General features: G+C 63.1%; 12 protein-coding genes. 6 read left to right on the forward strand and 6 right to left on the reverse strand.

Annotated elements, in window-relative coordinates; all coding sequences use genetic code 11:
- Positions 1-74: 74 nt before the first annotated feature.
- Positions 75-1,094 (reverse strand): TRAP transporter substrate-binding protein, encoded by a 1,020-nt coding sequence (locus EZI54_RS09400; protein WP_131481296.1) that lies wholly within the window; start codon positions 1,092-1,094, stop codon positions 75-77.
- 210 nt (positions 1,095-1,304) lie between these two features.
- Here EZI54_RS09400 and EZI54_RS09405 point away from each other — a divergent pair, with 210 nt between their 5' ends.
- Positions 1,305-3,050 (forward strand): IlvD/Edd family dehydratase, encoded by a 1,746-nt coding sequence (locus EZI54_RS09405; protein ID WP_131481298.1) that lies wholly within the window; start codon positions 1,305-1,307, stop codon positions 3,048-3,050.
- 18 nt (positions 3,051-3,068) lie between these two features.
- Entirely contained in the window at positions 3,069-4,871 is a 1,803-nt protein-coding gene (locus tag EZI54_RS09410) for an IlvD/Edd family dehydratase (protein WP_131481300.1), read from the forward strand.
- Between the two features lie 45 nt (positions 4,872-4,916).
- On the opposite strand, the gene EZI54_RS09415 is transcribed toward EZI54_RS09410, so the two are convergent.
- Both EZI54_RS09415 and EZI54_RS09420 read right to left on the reverse strand, forming a co-directional pair.
- Positions 4,917-5,675 (reverse strand): FadR/GntR family transcriptional regulator, encoded by a 759-nt coding sequence (locus EZI54_RS09415; protein WP_207389188.1) that lies wholly within the window; start codon positions 5,673-5,675, stop codon positions 4,917-4,919.
- A gap of 115 nt (positions 5,676-5,790) precedes the next feature.
- Positions 5,791-6,426 (reverse strand): TetR family transcriptional regulator, encoded by a 636-nt coding sequence (locus tag EZI54_RS09420; RefSeq protein WP_131481304.1) that lies wholly within the window; start codon positions 6,424-6,426, stop codon positions 5,791-5,793.
- A 202-nt stretch (positions 6,427-6,628) separates the two neighbouring features.
- Between EZI54_RS09420 and EZI54_RS09425 the strand changes: the two genes are divergently transcribed.
- From EZI54_RS09425 to EZI54_RS09440, 4 genes are all read left to right on the forward strand, one after another.
- Entirely contained in the window at positions 6,629-7,810 is a 1,182-nt protein-coding gene (locus tag EZI54_RS09425) for an efflux RND transporter periplasmic adaptor subunit (protein ID WP_131481306.1), read from the forward strand.
- 4 nt (positions 7,811-7,814) lie between these two features.
- Positions 7,815-10,994: an efflux RND transporter permease subunit gene (locus EZI54_RS09430; RefSeq protein WP_131481308.1), complete on the forward strand. Its 3,180-nt coding sequence runs from the start codon at positions 7,815-7,817 to the stop codon at positions 10,992-10,994.
- On the forward strand, positions 10,991-12,469 hold the full coding sequence (locus tag EZI54_RS09435) for an efflux transporter outer membrane subunit (protein ID WP_131481310.1): 1,479 nt from the start codon (positions 10,991-10,993) through the stop codon (positions 12,467-12,469). The genes EZI54_RS09430 and EZI54_RS09435 overlap by 4 nt, the downstream gene beginning before the upstream one ends.
- 184 nt (positions 12,470-12,653) lie before the next feature.
- Entirely contained in the window at positions 12,654-13,334 is a 681-nt protein-coding gene (locus EZI54_RS09440; protein WP_131481312.1) for a cupin domain-containing protein, read from the forward strand.
- Between the two features lie 82 nt (positions 13,335-13,416).
- Here the strand turns inward: EZI54_RS09440 and EZI54_RS09445 are convergent, their stop codons facing one another.
- The 3 genes from EZI54_RS09445 to EZI54_RS24420 form a co-directional block, all read right to left on the reverse strand.
- Positions 13,417-14,010, reverse strand: a complete 594-nt coding sequence (locus EZI54_RS09445) for a YqgE/AlgH family protein (protein ID WP_131481314.1) — start codon at positions 14,008-14,010, stop codon at positions 13,417-13,419.
- Between the two features lie 118 nt (positions 14,011-14,128).
- On the reverse strand, positions 14,129-14,677 hold the full coding sequence (locus tag EZI54_RS09450) for a hypothetical protein (protein WP_131481316.1): 549 nt from the start codon (positions 14,675-14,677) through the stop codon (positions 14,129-14,131).
- Position 14,678: 1 nt separating this feature from the next.
- Positions 14,679-15,436, reverse strand: a 758-nt coding sequence (locus EZI54_RS24420) for a hypothetical protein (RefSeq protein ID WP_207389189.1), incomplete at its 5' end; no start/stop codon positions are given.

A 15,436-nucleotide genomic window follows, 5' to 3' on the forward strand; every position in this document is an offset into this window, starting at 1 on the left:
AGATCCTCCGGGTGGCGCCGGACGCCACCGTCAGACAGGGAAAGCAGTCCGCACCGGCGGTGCGAAGCCCTTCATTACAGGAGGTTGCGCGAGCGCAGGAAGCTGGTCGCCGCGTCGTAGACTTTCTGGCACATCTCGTTCTTGGCCGCCCAGACCTTCCATTCCTTCTCCGCCGCCTCGCGGAATTTCCTGCGCTCGGCCGCGGGCAGGTCGATCGGGTGAACCTTGGGGTTGTCCTTGAGCTTCTGCAGGGTGTCGATGTCCTGTTTCTGCAGCCGGGCGATCAGGTCGTAGGACATGGCGTCGAAGGCGACCTTGAGGGTGGTCTGCAGGTCGTCCGGCAGCTTGTCCCAGATTTTCTTGTTGATGGAGACCGCGATCATCGGCATGGAGTGGAAGCCGGGATACAGCGGGTACGGGGCGAAGGTGTGCAGGCCCATCGCATCGTTGTTGGACAGCACGGTCGAATCGGCGGCATCGATCACACCCTTCTCGAGGCTGGTATAGACCTCCGAGCCCGGCAGGTTGACCGGGGAAGCGCCAATGCGTTCGAAAATGTTGTAGACCATCCCCTGCGGGGCGCGGATCTTCAGACCCTTGAAATCGTCGAGGGTCTTGATGGGAACGGTGGAGGGAATGGATTCCAGCGGGAAGGTGCCGGCGGAGATCAGGTGCACACCGTAGGGTTCGACCAGCTCGTTGTAGAGCTCCTCACCGCCGGCGTGTTTCATGAACGTCAGGAAGTTACTCGGATCGTTCCAGGCCCCGACCAGGTTCCCCATCATCCCGAACGCCGGATTCTGGCCCGAGAAATAGCTGGGGTCGGTCATGTGGCCCTGGAGAATGCCCGCACTGACCGCTTCAAGGGTTTCCGTCGGCCCCACCACCGAATTGATCGGCATCACCTCGATCTCGACCCGGCCGTCGGTCATCTTGCCGATCTTTTTGGCCCATTCCTGTTTGATCTCGAAGCTGGGCTCGCCCGCTGTTTCCGAAGCCTGGAACTTCCACTCGTAATCCGCCGCCTGGGCCGAGGAAAGTCCGGCAAGCAACAGGCTGCCGACGAGAATCAAACTGCGAGTCTTGGGGAACATAAGGCACTCCTTCGGAGATTGTTTTTGTTGCCGTCCGCACGATGCGGACAACCGGTCAGGTTCATTCAGCAGTGCAGGTTCGATAGTAGACATAAATTTTTATTTGTTCAACATACGATTTTTTATGTATGGTTTACGCAAAACGTGACCTGGCCTGATCAAAACAGGAAACCGGCTTCAAGCCGGATCTTTCGGAAGGAGTGACCGCCGATGACTCAACGCAAACGCACGCTGCGTTCCGCCCAATGGTTCGGTACCGCGGACAAGAACGGCTTCATGTACCGGAGCTGGATGAAGAACCAGGGCATTCCCGATCACGAGTTCCAGGGCAAGCCGATTATCGGTATCTGCAACACCTGGTCCGAGCTGACACCCTGCAATGCCCATTTCCGCAGGATCGCGGACCACGTGAAGAAAGGGATTCTGGAGGCTGGCGGCTATCCCGTTGAATTTCCGGTGTTCTCCAACGGCGAGTCCAACCTGCGTCCCACCGCCATGTTCACCCGCAACCTGGCCAGCATGGACGTGGAGGAAGCCATCCGCGGCAATCCCATGGACGCGGTGGTACTGCTGGTGGGTTGCGACAAGACCACCCCCGCCCTGCTGATGGGCGCGGCCAGCTGCGACCTGCCGACACTGGTGGTGTCCGGCGGGCCCATGCTCAATGGCAAGCACCAGGGCAAGGACATCGGCTCCGGCACGGTGGTCTGGCAGCTGTCCGAAGAGGTGAAGGCTGGCAGGATGTCCATGCACGACTTCATGGCCGCGGAAGCCGGCATGTCGCGTTCGGCCGGCACCTGCAACACCATGGGCACCGCCTCGACCATGGCCTGTATGGCGGAAGCCCTGGGGACATCGCTGCCCCACAATGCGGCGATTCCCGCGGTGGATTCGCGGCGCTATGTGTTCGCCCACCTGTCGGGCAATCGCATTGTGGAGATGGTCGACGAAGACCTGAAGTTGTCCAAGGTCCTGACCCGGGAGGCGTTCGAGAACGCGATCCGGGTCAACGCCGCGATCGGGGGCTCGACCAATGCCGTGGTGCATCTGAAGGCGATTGCCGGTCGCATCGGCGTGGAGCTGGACCTCGACGACTGGACCCGGATTGGCCGGGGCACGCCGACCATCGTGGACTTGCAGCCTTCCGGCCGCTTCCTGATGGAAGAGTTCTACTACGCCGGCGGCCTGCCGGCGGTGCTGCGCCGCCTGGCCGAGGCGAACCTGTTGCCTCATCCCGATAACCTGACCGTCAACGGCCGTACGCTTTGGGAAAATGTAGCGTCGGCGCCGATCTACAACGACGAGGTGATCCGTCCGCTCGACAATCCGCTGCGCCAGGATGGCGGCATGTGCATCCTGCGAGGCAACCTGGCGCCGCGGGGCGCCGTCCTGAAACCCTCGGCGGCCAGTCCCGGGCTGATGCAGCATCGCGGCCGTGCCGTCGTGTTCAACGATTTCGACCACTACAAGGCGCGCATCAACGACCCGGATCTCGACGTGGATGCCGACAGCATCCTGGTGATGCGCAACTGCGGGCCGCGCGGCTACCACGGCATGGCCGAGGTGGGGAACATGGGGCTGCCGTCGAAACTGCTGGCGCAGGGCGTGACCGACATGGTGCGCATTTCCGATGCCCGCATGAGCGGCACCGCCTACGGCACGGTGGTGCTGCACGTGGCTCCGGAGGCCGCTGCGGGCGGACCGCTGGCGGCGGTGCGCGATGGCGACTGGATCGAACTGGATTGCGGGAATGGGCGCCTGCACCTGGAGCTCAGTGACGAGGAAATCCAGGCCCGCCTGCAGGAGAGCGATCCCACTGCGGCCTCCCGCAGGATCGCCAGCGATGGCGGCTACCGGCAGCTCTACATCGAGCACGTGTTGCAGGCCGACGAAGGATGCGACTTCGACTTTCTGGTGGGCAGACGTGGTGCCGAAGTGCCGCGTCACTCCCACTAAGCGTCGGAGCGAATCGTTATGCAGAACAGGCGCCGAGTATCGCCCGAGGACCTGCGTTCGCGCTGGTGGCTGAACAACCCGGACCACCCGGGAACCACCGCGCTGTGCATCGAGCGCTTCCTCAACTACGGCATCACGCTCGAGGAGTTGACCAGCGGCAGGCCGATCATCGGTATTGCCCAGTCCGGTTCCGACCTGACGCCCTGCAACCGCCATCACCTGGACCTGGTGAAGCGGGTGAAGGACGGTATCCGGGCCCGCGGCGGTGTGCCTTTCGAGTTTCCCATACACCCGATCTACGAGAACGCCCGGCGGCCCACCGCGGCGCTGGATCGCAACCTGGCCTACCTGGGGCTGGTGGAGATCCTGCACGGCTATCCGCTGGACGGCGTGGTACTGACCACCGGTTGCGACAAGACCACGCCCGCCTGCCTGATGGCGGCTGCGACGGTCAATATTTCCGCGATTGTCCTGTCCGGCGGTCCGATGCTGAACGGCTGGCGCGGCGCGGAGCGGGTGGGGTCCGGGACGATCATCTGGGAGCTGCGCAAACGGCTGGCGGCCGGCGACATCGACTACCCGACGTTCCTGTCCAGGGCCGCGGATTCGGCGCCCTCCATCGGCCACTGCAACACCATGGGGACGGCCTCGACCATGAATTCGCTGGCGGAGGTGCTGGGTATGAGTCTACCCGGCTCCGCCATGATCCCGGCGCCCTATAAGGAGCGGGCGATGGTGGCGTACCAGACCGGCCAGCGCTGCGTGGACATGGTCTGGGAGGATATCCGGCCGCTCGATATCCTGACCCGCCCGGCGTTCGAGAACGCCATCGTGATGTGTTCGGCGCTGGGTGGTTCTTCCAACGCGCCGATTCACATCAATGCCGTGGCCCGCCATGCCGGCGTGGAACTGGACAACGACGACTGGCAGTCGCTGGGGCACGACATCCCGCTGCTGGCCAACGTGATGCCGGCCGGCGCCTATCTGGGCGAGGAGTTCCACCGGGCCGGTGGCATCCCGGCCGTCGTCCACGAATTGCTGGGTGCCGGCAAGCTGCACGGCGATGTACCGACCGTCAACGGCCGCAGCCTGGCGGAAAACACCCAAGGCTGCCAGACGCGGGATGACGACGTGATCCTCCGCTACGACCGGCCGCTGGTGCACCAGGCCGGCTTTATCAATCTCAGGGGCAACCTGTTCGAGTCTGCGCTGATGAAGACCAGCGTGATTTCAACGGATTTCCGCGAGCGATTCCTCAGCAATCCCGAGGACCCGGATGCCTTCGAGGGCACGGTGGTGGTGTTCGACGGTTCCGAGGATTACCACGCCCGGATCGACGATCCGGCCCTCAACATCACGCCGTCGACCATTCTGGTGATGCGCGGTGCCGGCCCGGTGGGGCACCCCGGCGGGGCCGAGGTGGTGAACATGCAGCCGCCTGAAGCGCTGATCCGCCAGGGCATCGAGGCGTTGCCCTGCCTGGGGGATGGCCGTCAGTCCGGCACGTCCGGTTCGCCCTCGATCCTCAATGCGTCACCGGAAGCGGCGGTTGGCGGCGGGCTCGGCCTGCTGGAAACCGGCGACAGGATCCGCATCGACCTGCGCCGGGGCGAAGCCAAGGCGCTGGTGGCGGACGAGGAGTGGGCCCGGCGGCAGGCGGCACAGGCGGAAAGAGGCGGGTATATCTACCCTGCGCACCAGACGCCCTGGCAGGAAATCCAGCGTAGGCTGGTGGAGCCGCTCGACAAGGGCATGACGCTGGCCCCGGCCACCCGCTATCGGGATGTCGCGCGCCGGAGCCCGCCCCGGGACAACCACTGAACCCCACCCGGCCGATGCCCGGCGGAGCAGCAGCCCCGCCGGGCCTTACGGCAGGTCGAGCTTGCGACCGAGCGCCGTCTCCGGCATGTCGACACCCAGGGCGTCGGCGGTGCCGCGCAGCACATCCTGCGCGGCGAGGAAGGCTTCGTGGGGTTTGCGCGCCCGGATGCACTCCATGACCCGGCGATGGCGCTCCAGGCTGTCCTCGGGATCCGACGCCTGCACGTTGGACCGGGAAATCAGGATATGGATCGACGGCCGCAGGATGTGGGAAAGCTGGGTCCAGACGATATTGTGCGTGGCCTTGAAGATCGCTTCGTGGAAGGCGACGTCGTAGTCGCTGTGCAGCCGCCGTTCCTCGGGCGACTCGGCGTCGTGCAGGTTCTGGCCCATGCCCTCGAAGGCCTCCTCGATGGCGACCAGGTCCCGCGCCTTGGCATTGGTGGCGGCGATCATCGCCACATAGGGCTCCACGTCCAGGCGGAACTTCAGGATTTCGTGCAGCACCTTGGGATTGGGCGCGGCATAGCGGGTCATCCAGTTGGTCACCATCGGGTCCAGAATCCGCCAGTCATCATACGGACGCACCTTGGAGCCGTGGCCGGAAATACGCTCGATGATCCCGGCATCGACCAGCTTGCGCAGGTCGCTGCGTACCGCCGGGCGATTGATCTTCAGCTGTTCGCAAAGATCGATTTCCTTGGGAACGAAGTCGCCCGGCTGGTAACGGCCGGAAAAAATGGCTTCGGCCAGGTGCTCGGCCACGCTGGGTTTGGACGATGTTTGAGAGGGTTTTGCTGCCACAGTCATTGATCCGTTTATTTTAGCCATACGTTGTCATATGTATAACATAAGGGCAAGCGTCGTGAGTGCCAAGACGATCACGCTTGTCTGCAGGTGCCATGGGACCGGGTGCCGGTCAGTGGTTGTCGTTGCCGAAGCAGTACTGCAGGGAATAGAAGTAGGCGTTAATGACCCGCTCGGATTCCTTCTCCATATTGAACGTGTCCGGCACCAGCAGCCAGAAGTAGATCAGGCCCGTGATCTGCACGTGCAACTGGACGATGGCCCGTTCGATATCCAGGTTTTCCGGTAACTGGCCCAGGCGGATGGCGTTGCGCAGGACGCCGCGCATACGTTCGGACGCGTCGCGGATGTTGTTGCGGTGGCGGGCCACCAACTGGGCGTTGTCGTCGGTCAGCTCGCACTTGTGGAACAGGATCTCGAACACCTTGCGCTGGTGCGGGTCGCGGGCAATCTCCCGCGTCAGGTAGAGCAGGAAGTCTTTTAGGCGCCCCAGCGGATCGGTCTGTTCGGGGTCTTCCACCACGGCGCGGAGCATTTCCAGGGGGAGTTCCTGGCGCTCCATCATCGCCTCGAACACGTCGTGCTTGTTCTTGAAATGCCAGTAGATGGCTCCACGGGTGACGCCGGCCTCCGCCGCAATATCGTTCAGCGACGTGCGCGAGACGCCCTTTTCATAGAAGACCGTCTCCGCGGCATCGATCAACAGCTCGCGGGTCTTCTGGGCATCTTCTTTGGTGCGTCGGGCCATGGCCACTCCTGTCACTTTCTATCAGCGTAGTACTAACAACTATACATACATTCGTGCATGTATATATAATCGGGTTTTCACGGACATGAGGTGTTGCCGGACGCGGCACGGTCGAGTGTCGTCCTGCAGCCGCCTCAAGTGTTTTGGCGCGGGTTGTTGTGGGTCCGCGTCTTTTCTTTATCGGCTCTACTGAGGTTTCCCCATGCGCCATTCTACGCAATCCCTGTTTTTGTTGCTGGTTGCATCTGTCATGCTCAGTGCCTGCGGTAAACAGGAGTCCTCTGCCCAGACCCAGCGGCCGCCGGCGGAGGTGGGCTACGTCACGGTACAAGCCCAGCCCTTTACCCTGGTCAACGAACTGCCGGGTCGTACGTCGCCCTACCAAGTGGCGGAAGTTCGCCCGCAGGTGACCGGCATCCTGGAGAAGCGCCTGTTCGAAGAGGGCGAGACGGTCAAGGCAGGCCAGGCCCTCTACAAGATCGACGACAAACTCTATAAGGCTTCCCTGGCCAGCGCCGAGGCGGACCTGGCCTCTGCGAAAGCCAACCTGCAATCGGCCCAGCTTACGGCCAACCGCTACGAGCACCTGATCAAGACCGGCGCCGTCAGCCAGCAGGAACTGGACGACGCCCGCGCCACCCTGAACGCCAACAAGGCCGCGGTGGCCGCCGCCCAGGCCGCCGTGCAGACGGCCCGCATCAACCTGGACTACACCACCATCGAAGCGCCCATCAGCGGTCGCATCGGTCGTTCCAACGTGACCGCCGGCGCCCTGGTGACGGCCAACCAGAGCAACGCGCTGACGGTAATCCGCCAGCTCGACCCGATCTACGTCGACCTGACCCAGTCCTACTCGGACCTGCAGGCCCTTCGCAGCGCCATGGCCAGCGGCAAGCTGGAGACGGTGGGCAAGGGTAAAGCGACGGTCTCTCTGGTTCACCAGAACGGCGCGACTTATCCGCACGACGGCACCCTGCAGTTCTCCGAATACGCGGTCGACGAAAACACGGGATCCGTGACGCTGCGTGCCCTGTTCCCCAACCCGGACGGTGAGCTTCTGCCCGGCATGTTCGTGCGCGCCCGTCTGCCCCAGGCAGAAAGCCAGAACGCGATCCTCGTACCCCAGAAAGGCGTCTCCCGCCAGGCGAATGGCAAGGCGTCCGCGATGGTGGTCAGTCAGGACAACACGGTGGAAAAGCGCTCGGTTGTGACTGAGAAGGCGGTGGGGAATCGCTGGCTGATCAGCAGCGGCCTGAAAGACGGCGATCGTCTGATTGTGGAAGGTCTGCAGAAAATCGGCGAAGGCGCACCGGTGAAGCCGGTCAGCGTGGACAACGCCGGCCAGACCGCCGAATCCAAGACCACCGACGCGGCACAGGGCTGATTGAATGGCACGTTTCTTTATTGACCGACCGATCTTCGCCTGGGTCATCGCCATCGTCCTGATGATGGCCGGTGGCCTGTCGATCTATAACCTGGCCGTCGAGCAGTATCCGACGGTCGCCCCGCCCGAGGTCACCATCAGCGCGTCCTATCCGGGCGCCTCGTCGGAAGCGGTGGAAGACTCCGTCACCCAGGTGATCGAGCAGCAGATGAACGGCATCGACAACCTGCTGTACATGTCCTCCACCAGTGATTCCCAGGGCAACGCCAAGGTCTCCCTGACCTTCGCCGCCGGGACCGATCCGGACATTGCCCAGGTGCAGGTGCAGAACAAGCTGCAGCTGGCCACGCCGCGCCTGCCCCAGGTGGTGCAGCAGCAGGGCGTGCAGGTGTCCAAGTCGTCCGATACCTTCCTGATGGTGGTGGCCTTCACCTCGAAGGACGGCAGCATGGACCGGGCGGACATCGCCGACTACGTGGCCGCCAACATCAAGGACCCGATCAGCCGCACCCAGGGCGTGGGCCAGACCCGCCTGTTCGGCGCCCAGTACGCCATGCGCGTGTGGCTCAACCCGAACAAGCTCAACGAGTACGGCCTGACGCCCGCGGACGTGACCAGCGCCATCAAAGTGCAGAACAACCAGGTGGCCGGCGGCCAGTTGGGCGGTGCGCCGTCGGTGGACAACCAGCAGATGAACGCCTCCATCGTCGTGCAGACGCTGCTGTCGTCACCGGAAGAGTTCGGCAATATCCTCCTGAAGGTCACGTCCGACGGCTCCAAGGTGCGCCTGAACGATGTCGCCCGGGTCAGGATGGGCGCCGAGAACTACAGCATCGTCGGCCGCTTCAACGGCCATGCCGCCGCCGGTCTGGGGATCAACCTGGCCTCCGGCGCCAACGCGCTGGATACCGCCGAGCGGGTGCGGGCCCGTCTCGACGAGCTGAAGCAGTACTTCCCCGAAGGCCTGGAAATCCAGTACCCGTACGACACCACCCCGTTCGTGAAAATCTCCATCGAGGAGGTGGTGAAAACCCTGTTCGAGGGCATCGCCCTGGTCTTCCTGGTGATGTTCCTGTTCCTGCAGAACTTCCGCGCCACACTGATCCCGACCATCGCCGTACCGGTGGTGCTGCTGGGCACCTTCGCCGTGCTGTTTGTCTGCGGTTTCTCGGTGAACACCCTGACCATGTTCGGCATGGTGCTGGCGATCGGGTTGTTGGTGGATGACGCCATCGTGGTGGTGGAGAACGTCGAGCGGATCATGGCCGAGGAGGGGCTGGGGCCGCTCGAGGCCACCCGCAAGTCCATGGGCCAGATCACCGGCGCGCTGGTGGGTATCGCCCTGGTGCTGTCGGCGGTGTTCGTGCCGATGGCCTTCTTCCCCGGATCCACCGGCGCCATCTACCGCCAGTTCTCGATCACCATCGTCTCGGCGATGATCCTGTCGGTGCTGGTGGCGCTGATCCTGACGCCGGCCCTGTGCGCCACCCTGCTCAAGCCCCACAAGGGCGACCACCACACCAAGGGCGGCTTCTTCGGCTGGTTCAACCGGTCCTTCGAGAAAGCGTCCGGCCGTTACCAGGGCCGGGTTGAGAAGATCGTCGGCCGCCGGGGCCGCTATGTGCTGCTGTATGGGGTGATCGTCGGCGTGCTGGCGTTCAGCTTCATGCGCCTGCCCTCCGCGTTCCTGCCGGATGAGGACCAGGGCATCCTGCTGGCCCAGGTGCAGCTGCCGGTCGGTTCCACCCAGCAGCAGACCGTCGACGTGCTCAAGAAGATGGAACACCACTTCCTGGTGGACGAGAAGGACGTGGTGCAATCCATGTTTACCGTGGCGGGCTTCAGCTTTGCCGGTCAGGGCCAGAACTCCGGCCTCGCCTTCGTCCGCCTGAAGGACTGGGAAGACCGGGATTTGGACAAGGACGGCGTGCAGGCCATCGTCGGCCGCGCCATGGGCGCCTTCTCGCAGATTCGCGAGGCCGTGATCTTCGCCCTCAACCCGCCGTCGATCCCGGCGCTGGGCGTGGCCAGTGGCTTCAACATGCAGTTGCAGGACCGCGGCGGCCAGGGCCACGACGCGCTGGTGCAGGCGGCCCACAAGCTGCTGGCCGAGGCCAACCAGGACCCGGCGCTGATGCAGGTGCGCTACAGCGGCCTGCCGGACGCGCCCCAGTACCGCCTCGACGTGGACCGCCAGAAGGCCAGGGCCATGGGCGTGTCCCTGAGCGACATCAACACCACGCTGCAGGTGGCGTGGGGCTCCAGCTACGTCAACGACTTCACCGACCGTGGCCGGATCAAGAAGGTCTATGTCCAGGCGGACGCGCCCTACCGCATGCTGCCCCACGACATCGACAACTGGTACGTGCGCAACGGCGACGGCGAGATGGTGCCTTTCTCCAGCTTCGCCACCGGCGAGTGGACCTACGGCCCGCAGCAGTTGCAGCGTTACAATGGCGTGTCGTCCATGAACATCCAGGGCAACGCGGCGCCCGGCTACAGCACCGGCGACGCCATGAAGGCCATGGAAAAACTGGTGGCCGGACTGCCCGGCGGCTTCGGCGCCCAGTGGACTGGCCTGTCCTACCAGGAACAGCAGTCCGGCAACCAGGCCCCGGCGCTCTATGCCCTGTCGCTGATCTTCGTGTTCCTGTGCCTGGCGGCGCTGTACGAGAGCTGGTCGATTCCGTTCTCCGTGATGCTGGTGGTGCCGCTGGGCGTGATCGGTGCGGTGCTGGCCGCGACGATGCGCGGGCTGGATAACGACGTGTTCTTCCAGGTTGGCCTGCTGACCACCATCGGCCTGTCATCGAAGAATGCGATCCTGATCGCCGAATTCGCGCTGGAGCTGGAGAAGCAGGGCCGCGGCCTGCTCAAGGCGACCCTGGAAGCGACCCGTATGCGGTTGCGGCCGATCCTGATGACCTCGCTGGCCTTCGGCCTGGGCGTCACGCCGCTGATGCTCAGCAGCGGTGCCGGTTCCGGCGCGCGTAACGCCATCGGTACCGCCGTCTTCGGCGGCGTCGTTGCGGCCACCGCGCTGGCCATCTTCTTCATCCCGCTGTTCTACGTACTGGTGCGCCGGCTGTCCGGTGTGCTCCTGACGGCCGGCGGCGAGACCGAATCCACATCCGATGACCGTGGGGACACCCCGGCATTGGAATACACGGAGGGCCGTTCATGAAACGACTGACCCCAGCCTTGATCATTACCCTGGGCCTGGGTGGGTGCACCCTGATGCCCGACTACCAGCGGCCGGATAAGCCGGTCCCGGCGGACGTGGGCGCCAGCAGCCCGGCGCAGGACAGCGTCGTCCTGCCCGGCTGGGAAACCCTGTTTCAGGACAACCAGCTGCGCGCGCTGATCGGCAGCGCCCTGGCCAACAACCGCGACCTGCGCCTGGCCATGCTCGACGTCAAAGCGGCGCGGGCCCAGTACGGCATCCAGGGCGCCGGCCTGTTTCCGGAAATCGGCGTCAACGCCGACGGGACCCGTCAGCGGCTTCCGGCGGACCTGAGCGGCACCGGTTCCAGCACGATTTCCAGCCAGTACAGTGTCGACCTGGGCGTGGCGTCCTATGAGCTGGACCTGTTCGGCCGGGTGCGCAGCCTCAAGGAATCCGCCCTGCAGAGCTACCTCGCCACCGAGGAAGCCCAGCGCAGCGCCAGGATCACCCTGGTCTCCGAAGTGGCCAACGCCTACCTCACCCTGCTGGCGGACAAGCAGAACCTGCGCATCAGCGACGAGACGGTCCAGGCGCAGCAGGAATCGGTCAAGCTGGTGCGTAACCGCTACAGCGCCGGATTGGGCTCTGAGCTGGACGTGCGCCAGGCGGAAATCGCCCTGGAGACCGCCCGCACCAACCGCGCCCAGTATCGCCGCCTGGTGTCGGAAGACCGCAATGCCCTGGCTGTACTGGTCGGTGGGCCGGTGCCGGTGATTCCGGACACCAGCGTGATCGACCCTGCCGTCTCCCTGTTGACCGACGTGCCGGCGGGCCTGTCCTCCGAGGTGCTGCTGCAGCGCCCGGACATCCAGCAGGCCGAACACAACCTGAAGTCGGCCAGCGCCAACATCGGCGCGGCGCGGGCGGCGTTCTACCCCAGCATCACCCTGACCGGCTCGGCGGGCACCGCCAGCAGCGAGCTGTCGGGCCTGTTCGACGGCGGTTCCGGCGCCTGGTCGTTCGCCCCCAGCATCAACCTGCCGATCTTCACCGCCGGTAAGAACCAGGCCAACCTGGACCTGGCGGAAATCCAGCGGGATCAGCAGATCGCCCAGTACGAGCAGACCATCCAGAACGCCTTCCAGGAAGTCTCGGACGCCCTCGCGGCCCGCAACTTCCTGGCCGAGCAGGAAACCTCCCAGGCGGCGCTGGTCAAAGCCACCGAACGCTCCCTCAACCTGGCGGAAGATCGCTACGAGGCCGGTGCGGATGATTATCTCGCCGTGCTCGACGCCCGCCGGGAGCTGCTGAGCGCGCGGCAGGCACTGGTCTCCGTCAAGCTGCAGAAGCTGACCAACCGCATCACCCTGTACCGGGCGCTGGGCGGCGGCGAGTCGCCGGACCAGACCACGGTCCTTAGCCGGAAACCGGCGGAGGATGAAAAGCCGGCAAACAGCCAGGCTGAACCGCTAGTCGCACCAGGGGCTGGGTGAGGTTCCGCTTGCGCCGATGGACTGGTTCAACAGCGGGCGACGGCCCACCGTCGCCAGGCACCAACCTTCCCGGACGGTGGGCCTTTTTATCCATGATTGCCGGCGCCTCTTTGGATACGGCCAGACCAATGCCCTCAATTCCGCGTATGCTGTGGTTGAACGTTGCTAACTGGAGCTGTGTGTCATGTTGCTGAACGAGGATGTGTCGATCCCCGCGCGAGTCCACGCCAACACCCTGGACTGGGTGCCGAGCCCCCTGGGCGGTGTGGAGCGGCGCATGCTGTTTCGCATTGGCGACGAGAAAGCCCGCGCCACGTCTATCGTGCGCTACGCGCCGGGCAGCCATTTCTCCGCCCATAACCATCCCGGCGGCGAGGAGTTCCTGGTGCTGGAAGGCACCTTTCAGGACGAGAACGGCGATTACCCGGCCGGCTCGTACGTGCGAAATCCGCCCGGCAGCCGGCATACGCCGCGTAGCGACGGCGGCTGCATCATCTTCGTCAAACTCTGGCAGTTCCGGGCGGATGATCGTGAGCTGGTGGTGCGTCGCCCCCGCGAGGGTGAACGCGCACCCCTGCGCCCCGGCGTGGAGGCGGCAAGGCTGCTGTTTGAGGGCGCGGGCGAGCGCGTTGTGCTGGAAGAATGGCAGGCAGGAGCCGAGGTGGCACTGGGCGATTTTCCCGGCCTGGAACTGCTGGTCCTCGACGGCGGGTTCAGCGACGGCACCGACGAACTGGACCGCTACACCTGGCTGCGCCTCCCCGCCGGCGAGTCGCTGAAAGTCAGGGTGGGCCCGGAAGGCGCTCGCGTCTGGTACAAGGTCGCGCCGCTGATGCACGAGCGGGTCTGTGCCTTCGACGACTGATTTCCCGGTACTCAGGGGGGAAGCTGTCGCGATCCTGGACCATTGGGCGCGACGCTTACGAGTGACGCACCCGTGAAAGGCGCTACCAGGTCGTCAGTCGGTCGAGAAACGATGAAACGCGCCCTTTCCGTTTAAGCTCTGTGTTCTTCATCACGATCAAGAGGTCAACAGCACCCGAAAAATCGTGCCCGAAAGGAATACGCTCCAGGGCATCGCGCGTTGTTGGGTAGAAATGCCACAAGGAACTGGCCAGCTCATTTTCCAGTTGCCCCGGACCCCAGCCGAAGGTGCCGATGCCGCAAACAGGAACGTGATGGGCGGCGTTATCGATAAAGGCCTGCTCGTCAAAATTCAGTGCCAGGGATGCATTGCGGATGGTGCTTTTGTAGTTTTCCGGATTGCGACCCATTATCCAGGGTCGATCATCGGCAACCGGGCCACCGGCAAGAACTTTGGTTGTCACCAATTCCTTAGAGGAGAGATGCGAAAGAAGGGGAGAAATCCCGGCGATTTCGTCCAGGCTTTTGCTGTAGTTCTTGTTCATCGAGACGCCGACAGCACCGTCGCTCGAGTGCTGGACGATGTAGATGGCCCTGCCTGCAATGGATTCAAATTTCGGCATCTCGGACAGCGCCGGATTGGCAATTAATAGCCCGTCTTCCAGAAATGAAGACATTCACTCTTCTCCTTGAGTTGTTGATCGATGGTCCTGAAACTCAGGCCATACTTCCTTTTCTTTATCGTGATTGAGGCGCTGGGCTCAGCCGGGGTTGTCGGCAGATTTTGCAAGGCCTTCAGAACTCGCCGCGCTCGTGCCGTTCGGCAATGTCCTTGAACAGATCGAACAGGCCATCTTCGAACAGCCAGGGATCACCCATTTCGAACATCTGGCAAAAAGGACCTTCCATGATGGTGGAGTGCTCGATTCGATTGAGATTGTCGAATGTGTAGCCTGGTATATCTCGACCGCCATACGCTGCGCCACGGGTAACACCCAAGGTTTCGCCGTCGACTTCCTCTCGGACATTAAACTTGCCCCGAGGTATAGCGTTTGGGTGATCAGGGTGGAGAAAAAAACGTTCAATCGTATCGACAAACCAGCGTGCGCCCGCCATTGGGTACTCGAACTGGGTTGTCGCGTACTTTCCGGGCTTGCCATTTCGGCCTTTTAGCCAAATTTTCTTGACGATGATCAAATGCTTCCCATGAGCGAAAAAGTGCCATAACGGTTTTATCGTTTCGGTTGCTCGATCTTTGTCAAAGCTTTCGCCAACTTTGGAATATCCATTGGGCGGTGACTCAGGATCAATGAAAGGCCACGGAGAAAGTTTCGGGTACTGCATGTCACTCTCCAAAATTAATGGGGACCAGATCGATGAGCTCGACGTAGGCTTCAGGCCCGCCTTTGCCGCCGTTGGTCATGTAGTGGAATGTTTGCGGGTTCTTTTCGTATGAGAATATTTCAACAGCGCCATATACCGGGCGGTCTTTGGACAGAGCGGTATGTTTCGTGAGCCCGTTGCCAAGAAAATACTCATTTGCGCCGGTGTCGTGCTGGACCTTGAAACGTGCTTCGAAGACTTCCGCTTCTACAGCGCTGAGTCCCTGCTCAACAAGGAAATCTCGTCGGGCTGATGCGTCTTTCCATTCATCGTCCCCCATATCCTTAACGAGCGTTTCGTACTTGGCCTGATACTCCGGCGTCATCACCTCATCCAGTAAATCATCCCGTTCCGCATAGCCATCCAGTTTCTCACGCGCAAACGCTTTCAGGTTATCGAATGTCGGGATAATCGTCCTGGCATCCGCCTGCTTGATGGCGGCCTCCCGGTCGATGATTGCCAACTTGTAGTTTGCGTCAGGGTAGTACTCGATCCCCAACTGCTCGGCAATCAGCTTAGGGCAGGTGTCGGACGGTTCGATCTGGTCCAGGGTGGTGGACCAGTAGCGGACTGTACCATCCGCCCCGGGGCGACCCAGGGTGCCGGCCATGGCGCCTTCGGGCTGTTTGTAGCCGTCCACATGGTGGGTTTCCACCAGACGGACGATAAAACGGTCGTTATCCAGACCCTCTTGGGCGAGTTGAAGCAATTCCTCCTGAG

Origin of the sequence: Marinobacter halodurans (assembly GCF_004327985.1) — a bacterium.
Taxonomy (GTDB): Bacteria; Pseudomonadota; Gammaproteobacteria; order Pseudomonadales; family Oleiphilaceae; genus Marinobacter_A; species Marinobacter_A halodurans.

Bases quoted from the DNA above. Each gene is read 5' to 3' on its own strand.
- EZI54_RS09400 (WP_131481296.1), bottom strand. From the start codon at position 1,094: ATGTTCCCCAAGACTCGCAGTTTGATTCTCGTCGGCAGCCTGTTGCTT.
- EZI54_RS09405 (WP_131481298.1), top strand. From the start codon at position 1,305: ATGACTCAACGCAAACGCACGCTGCGTTCCGCCCAATGGTTCGGTACC.
- EZI54_RS09410 (WP_131481300.1), top strand. From the start codon at position 3,069: ATGCAGAACAGGCGCCGAGTATCGCCCGAGGACCTGCGTTCGCGCTGG.
- EZI54_RS09420 (WP_131481304.1), bottom strand. From the start codon at position 6,426: ATGGCCCGACGCACCAAAGAAGATGCCCAGAAGACCCGCGAGCTGTTG.
- EZI54_RS09425 (WP_131481306.1), top strand. From the start codon at position 6,629: ATGCGCCATTCTACGCAATCCCTGTTTTTGTTGCTGGTTGCATCTGTC.
- EZI54_RS09430 (WP_131481308.1), top strand. From the start codon at position 7,815: ATGGCACGTTTCTTTATTGACCGACCGATCTTCGCCTGGGTCATCGCC.
- EZI54_RS09435 (WP_131481310.1), top strand. From the start codon at position 10,991: ATGAAACGACTGACCCCAGCCTTGATCATTACCCTGGGCCTGGGTGGG.
- EZI54_RS09440 (WP_131481312.1), top strand. From the start codon at position 12,654: ATGTTGCTGAACGAGGATGTGTCGATCCCCGCGCGAGTCCACGCCAAC.
- EZI54_RS09445 (WP_131481314.1), bottom strand. From the start codon at position 14,010: ATGTCTTCATTTCTGGAAGACGGGCTATTAATTGCCAATCCGGCGCTG.
- EZI54_RS09450 (WP_131481316.1), bottom strand. From the start codon at position 14,677: ATGCAGTACCCGAAACTTTCTCCGTGGCCTTTCATTGATCCTGAGTCA.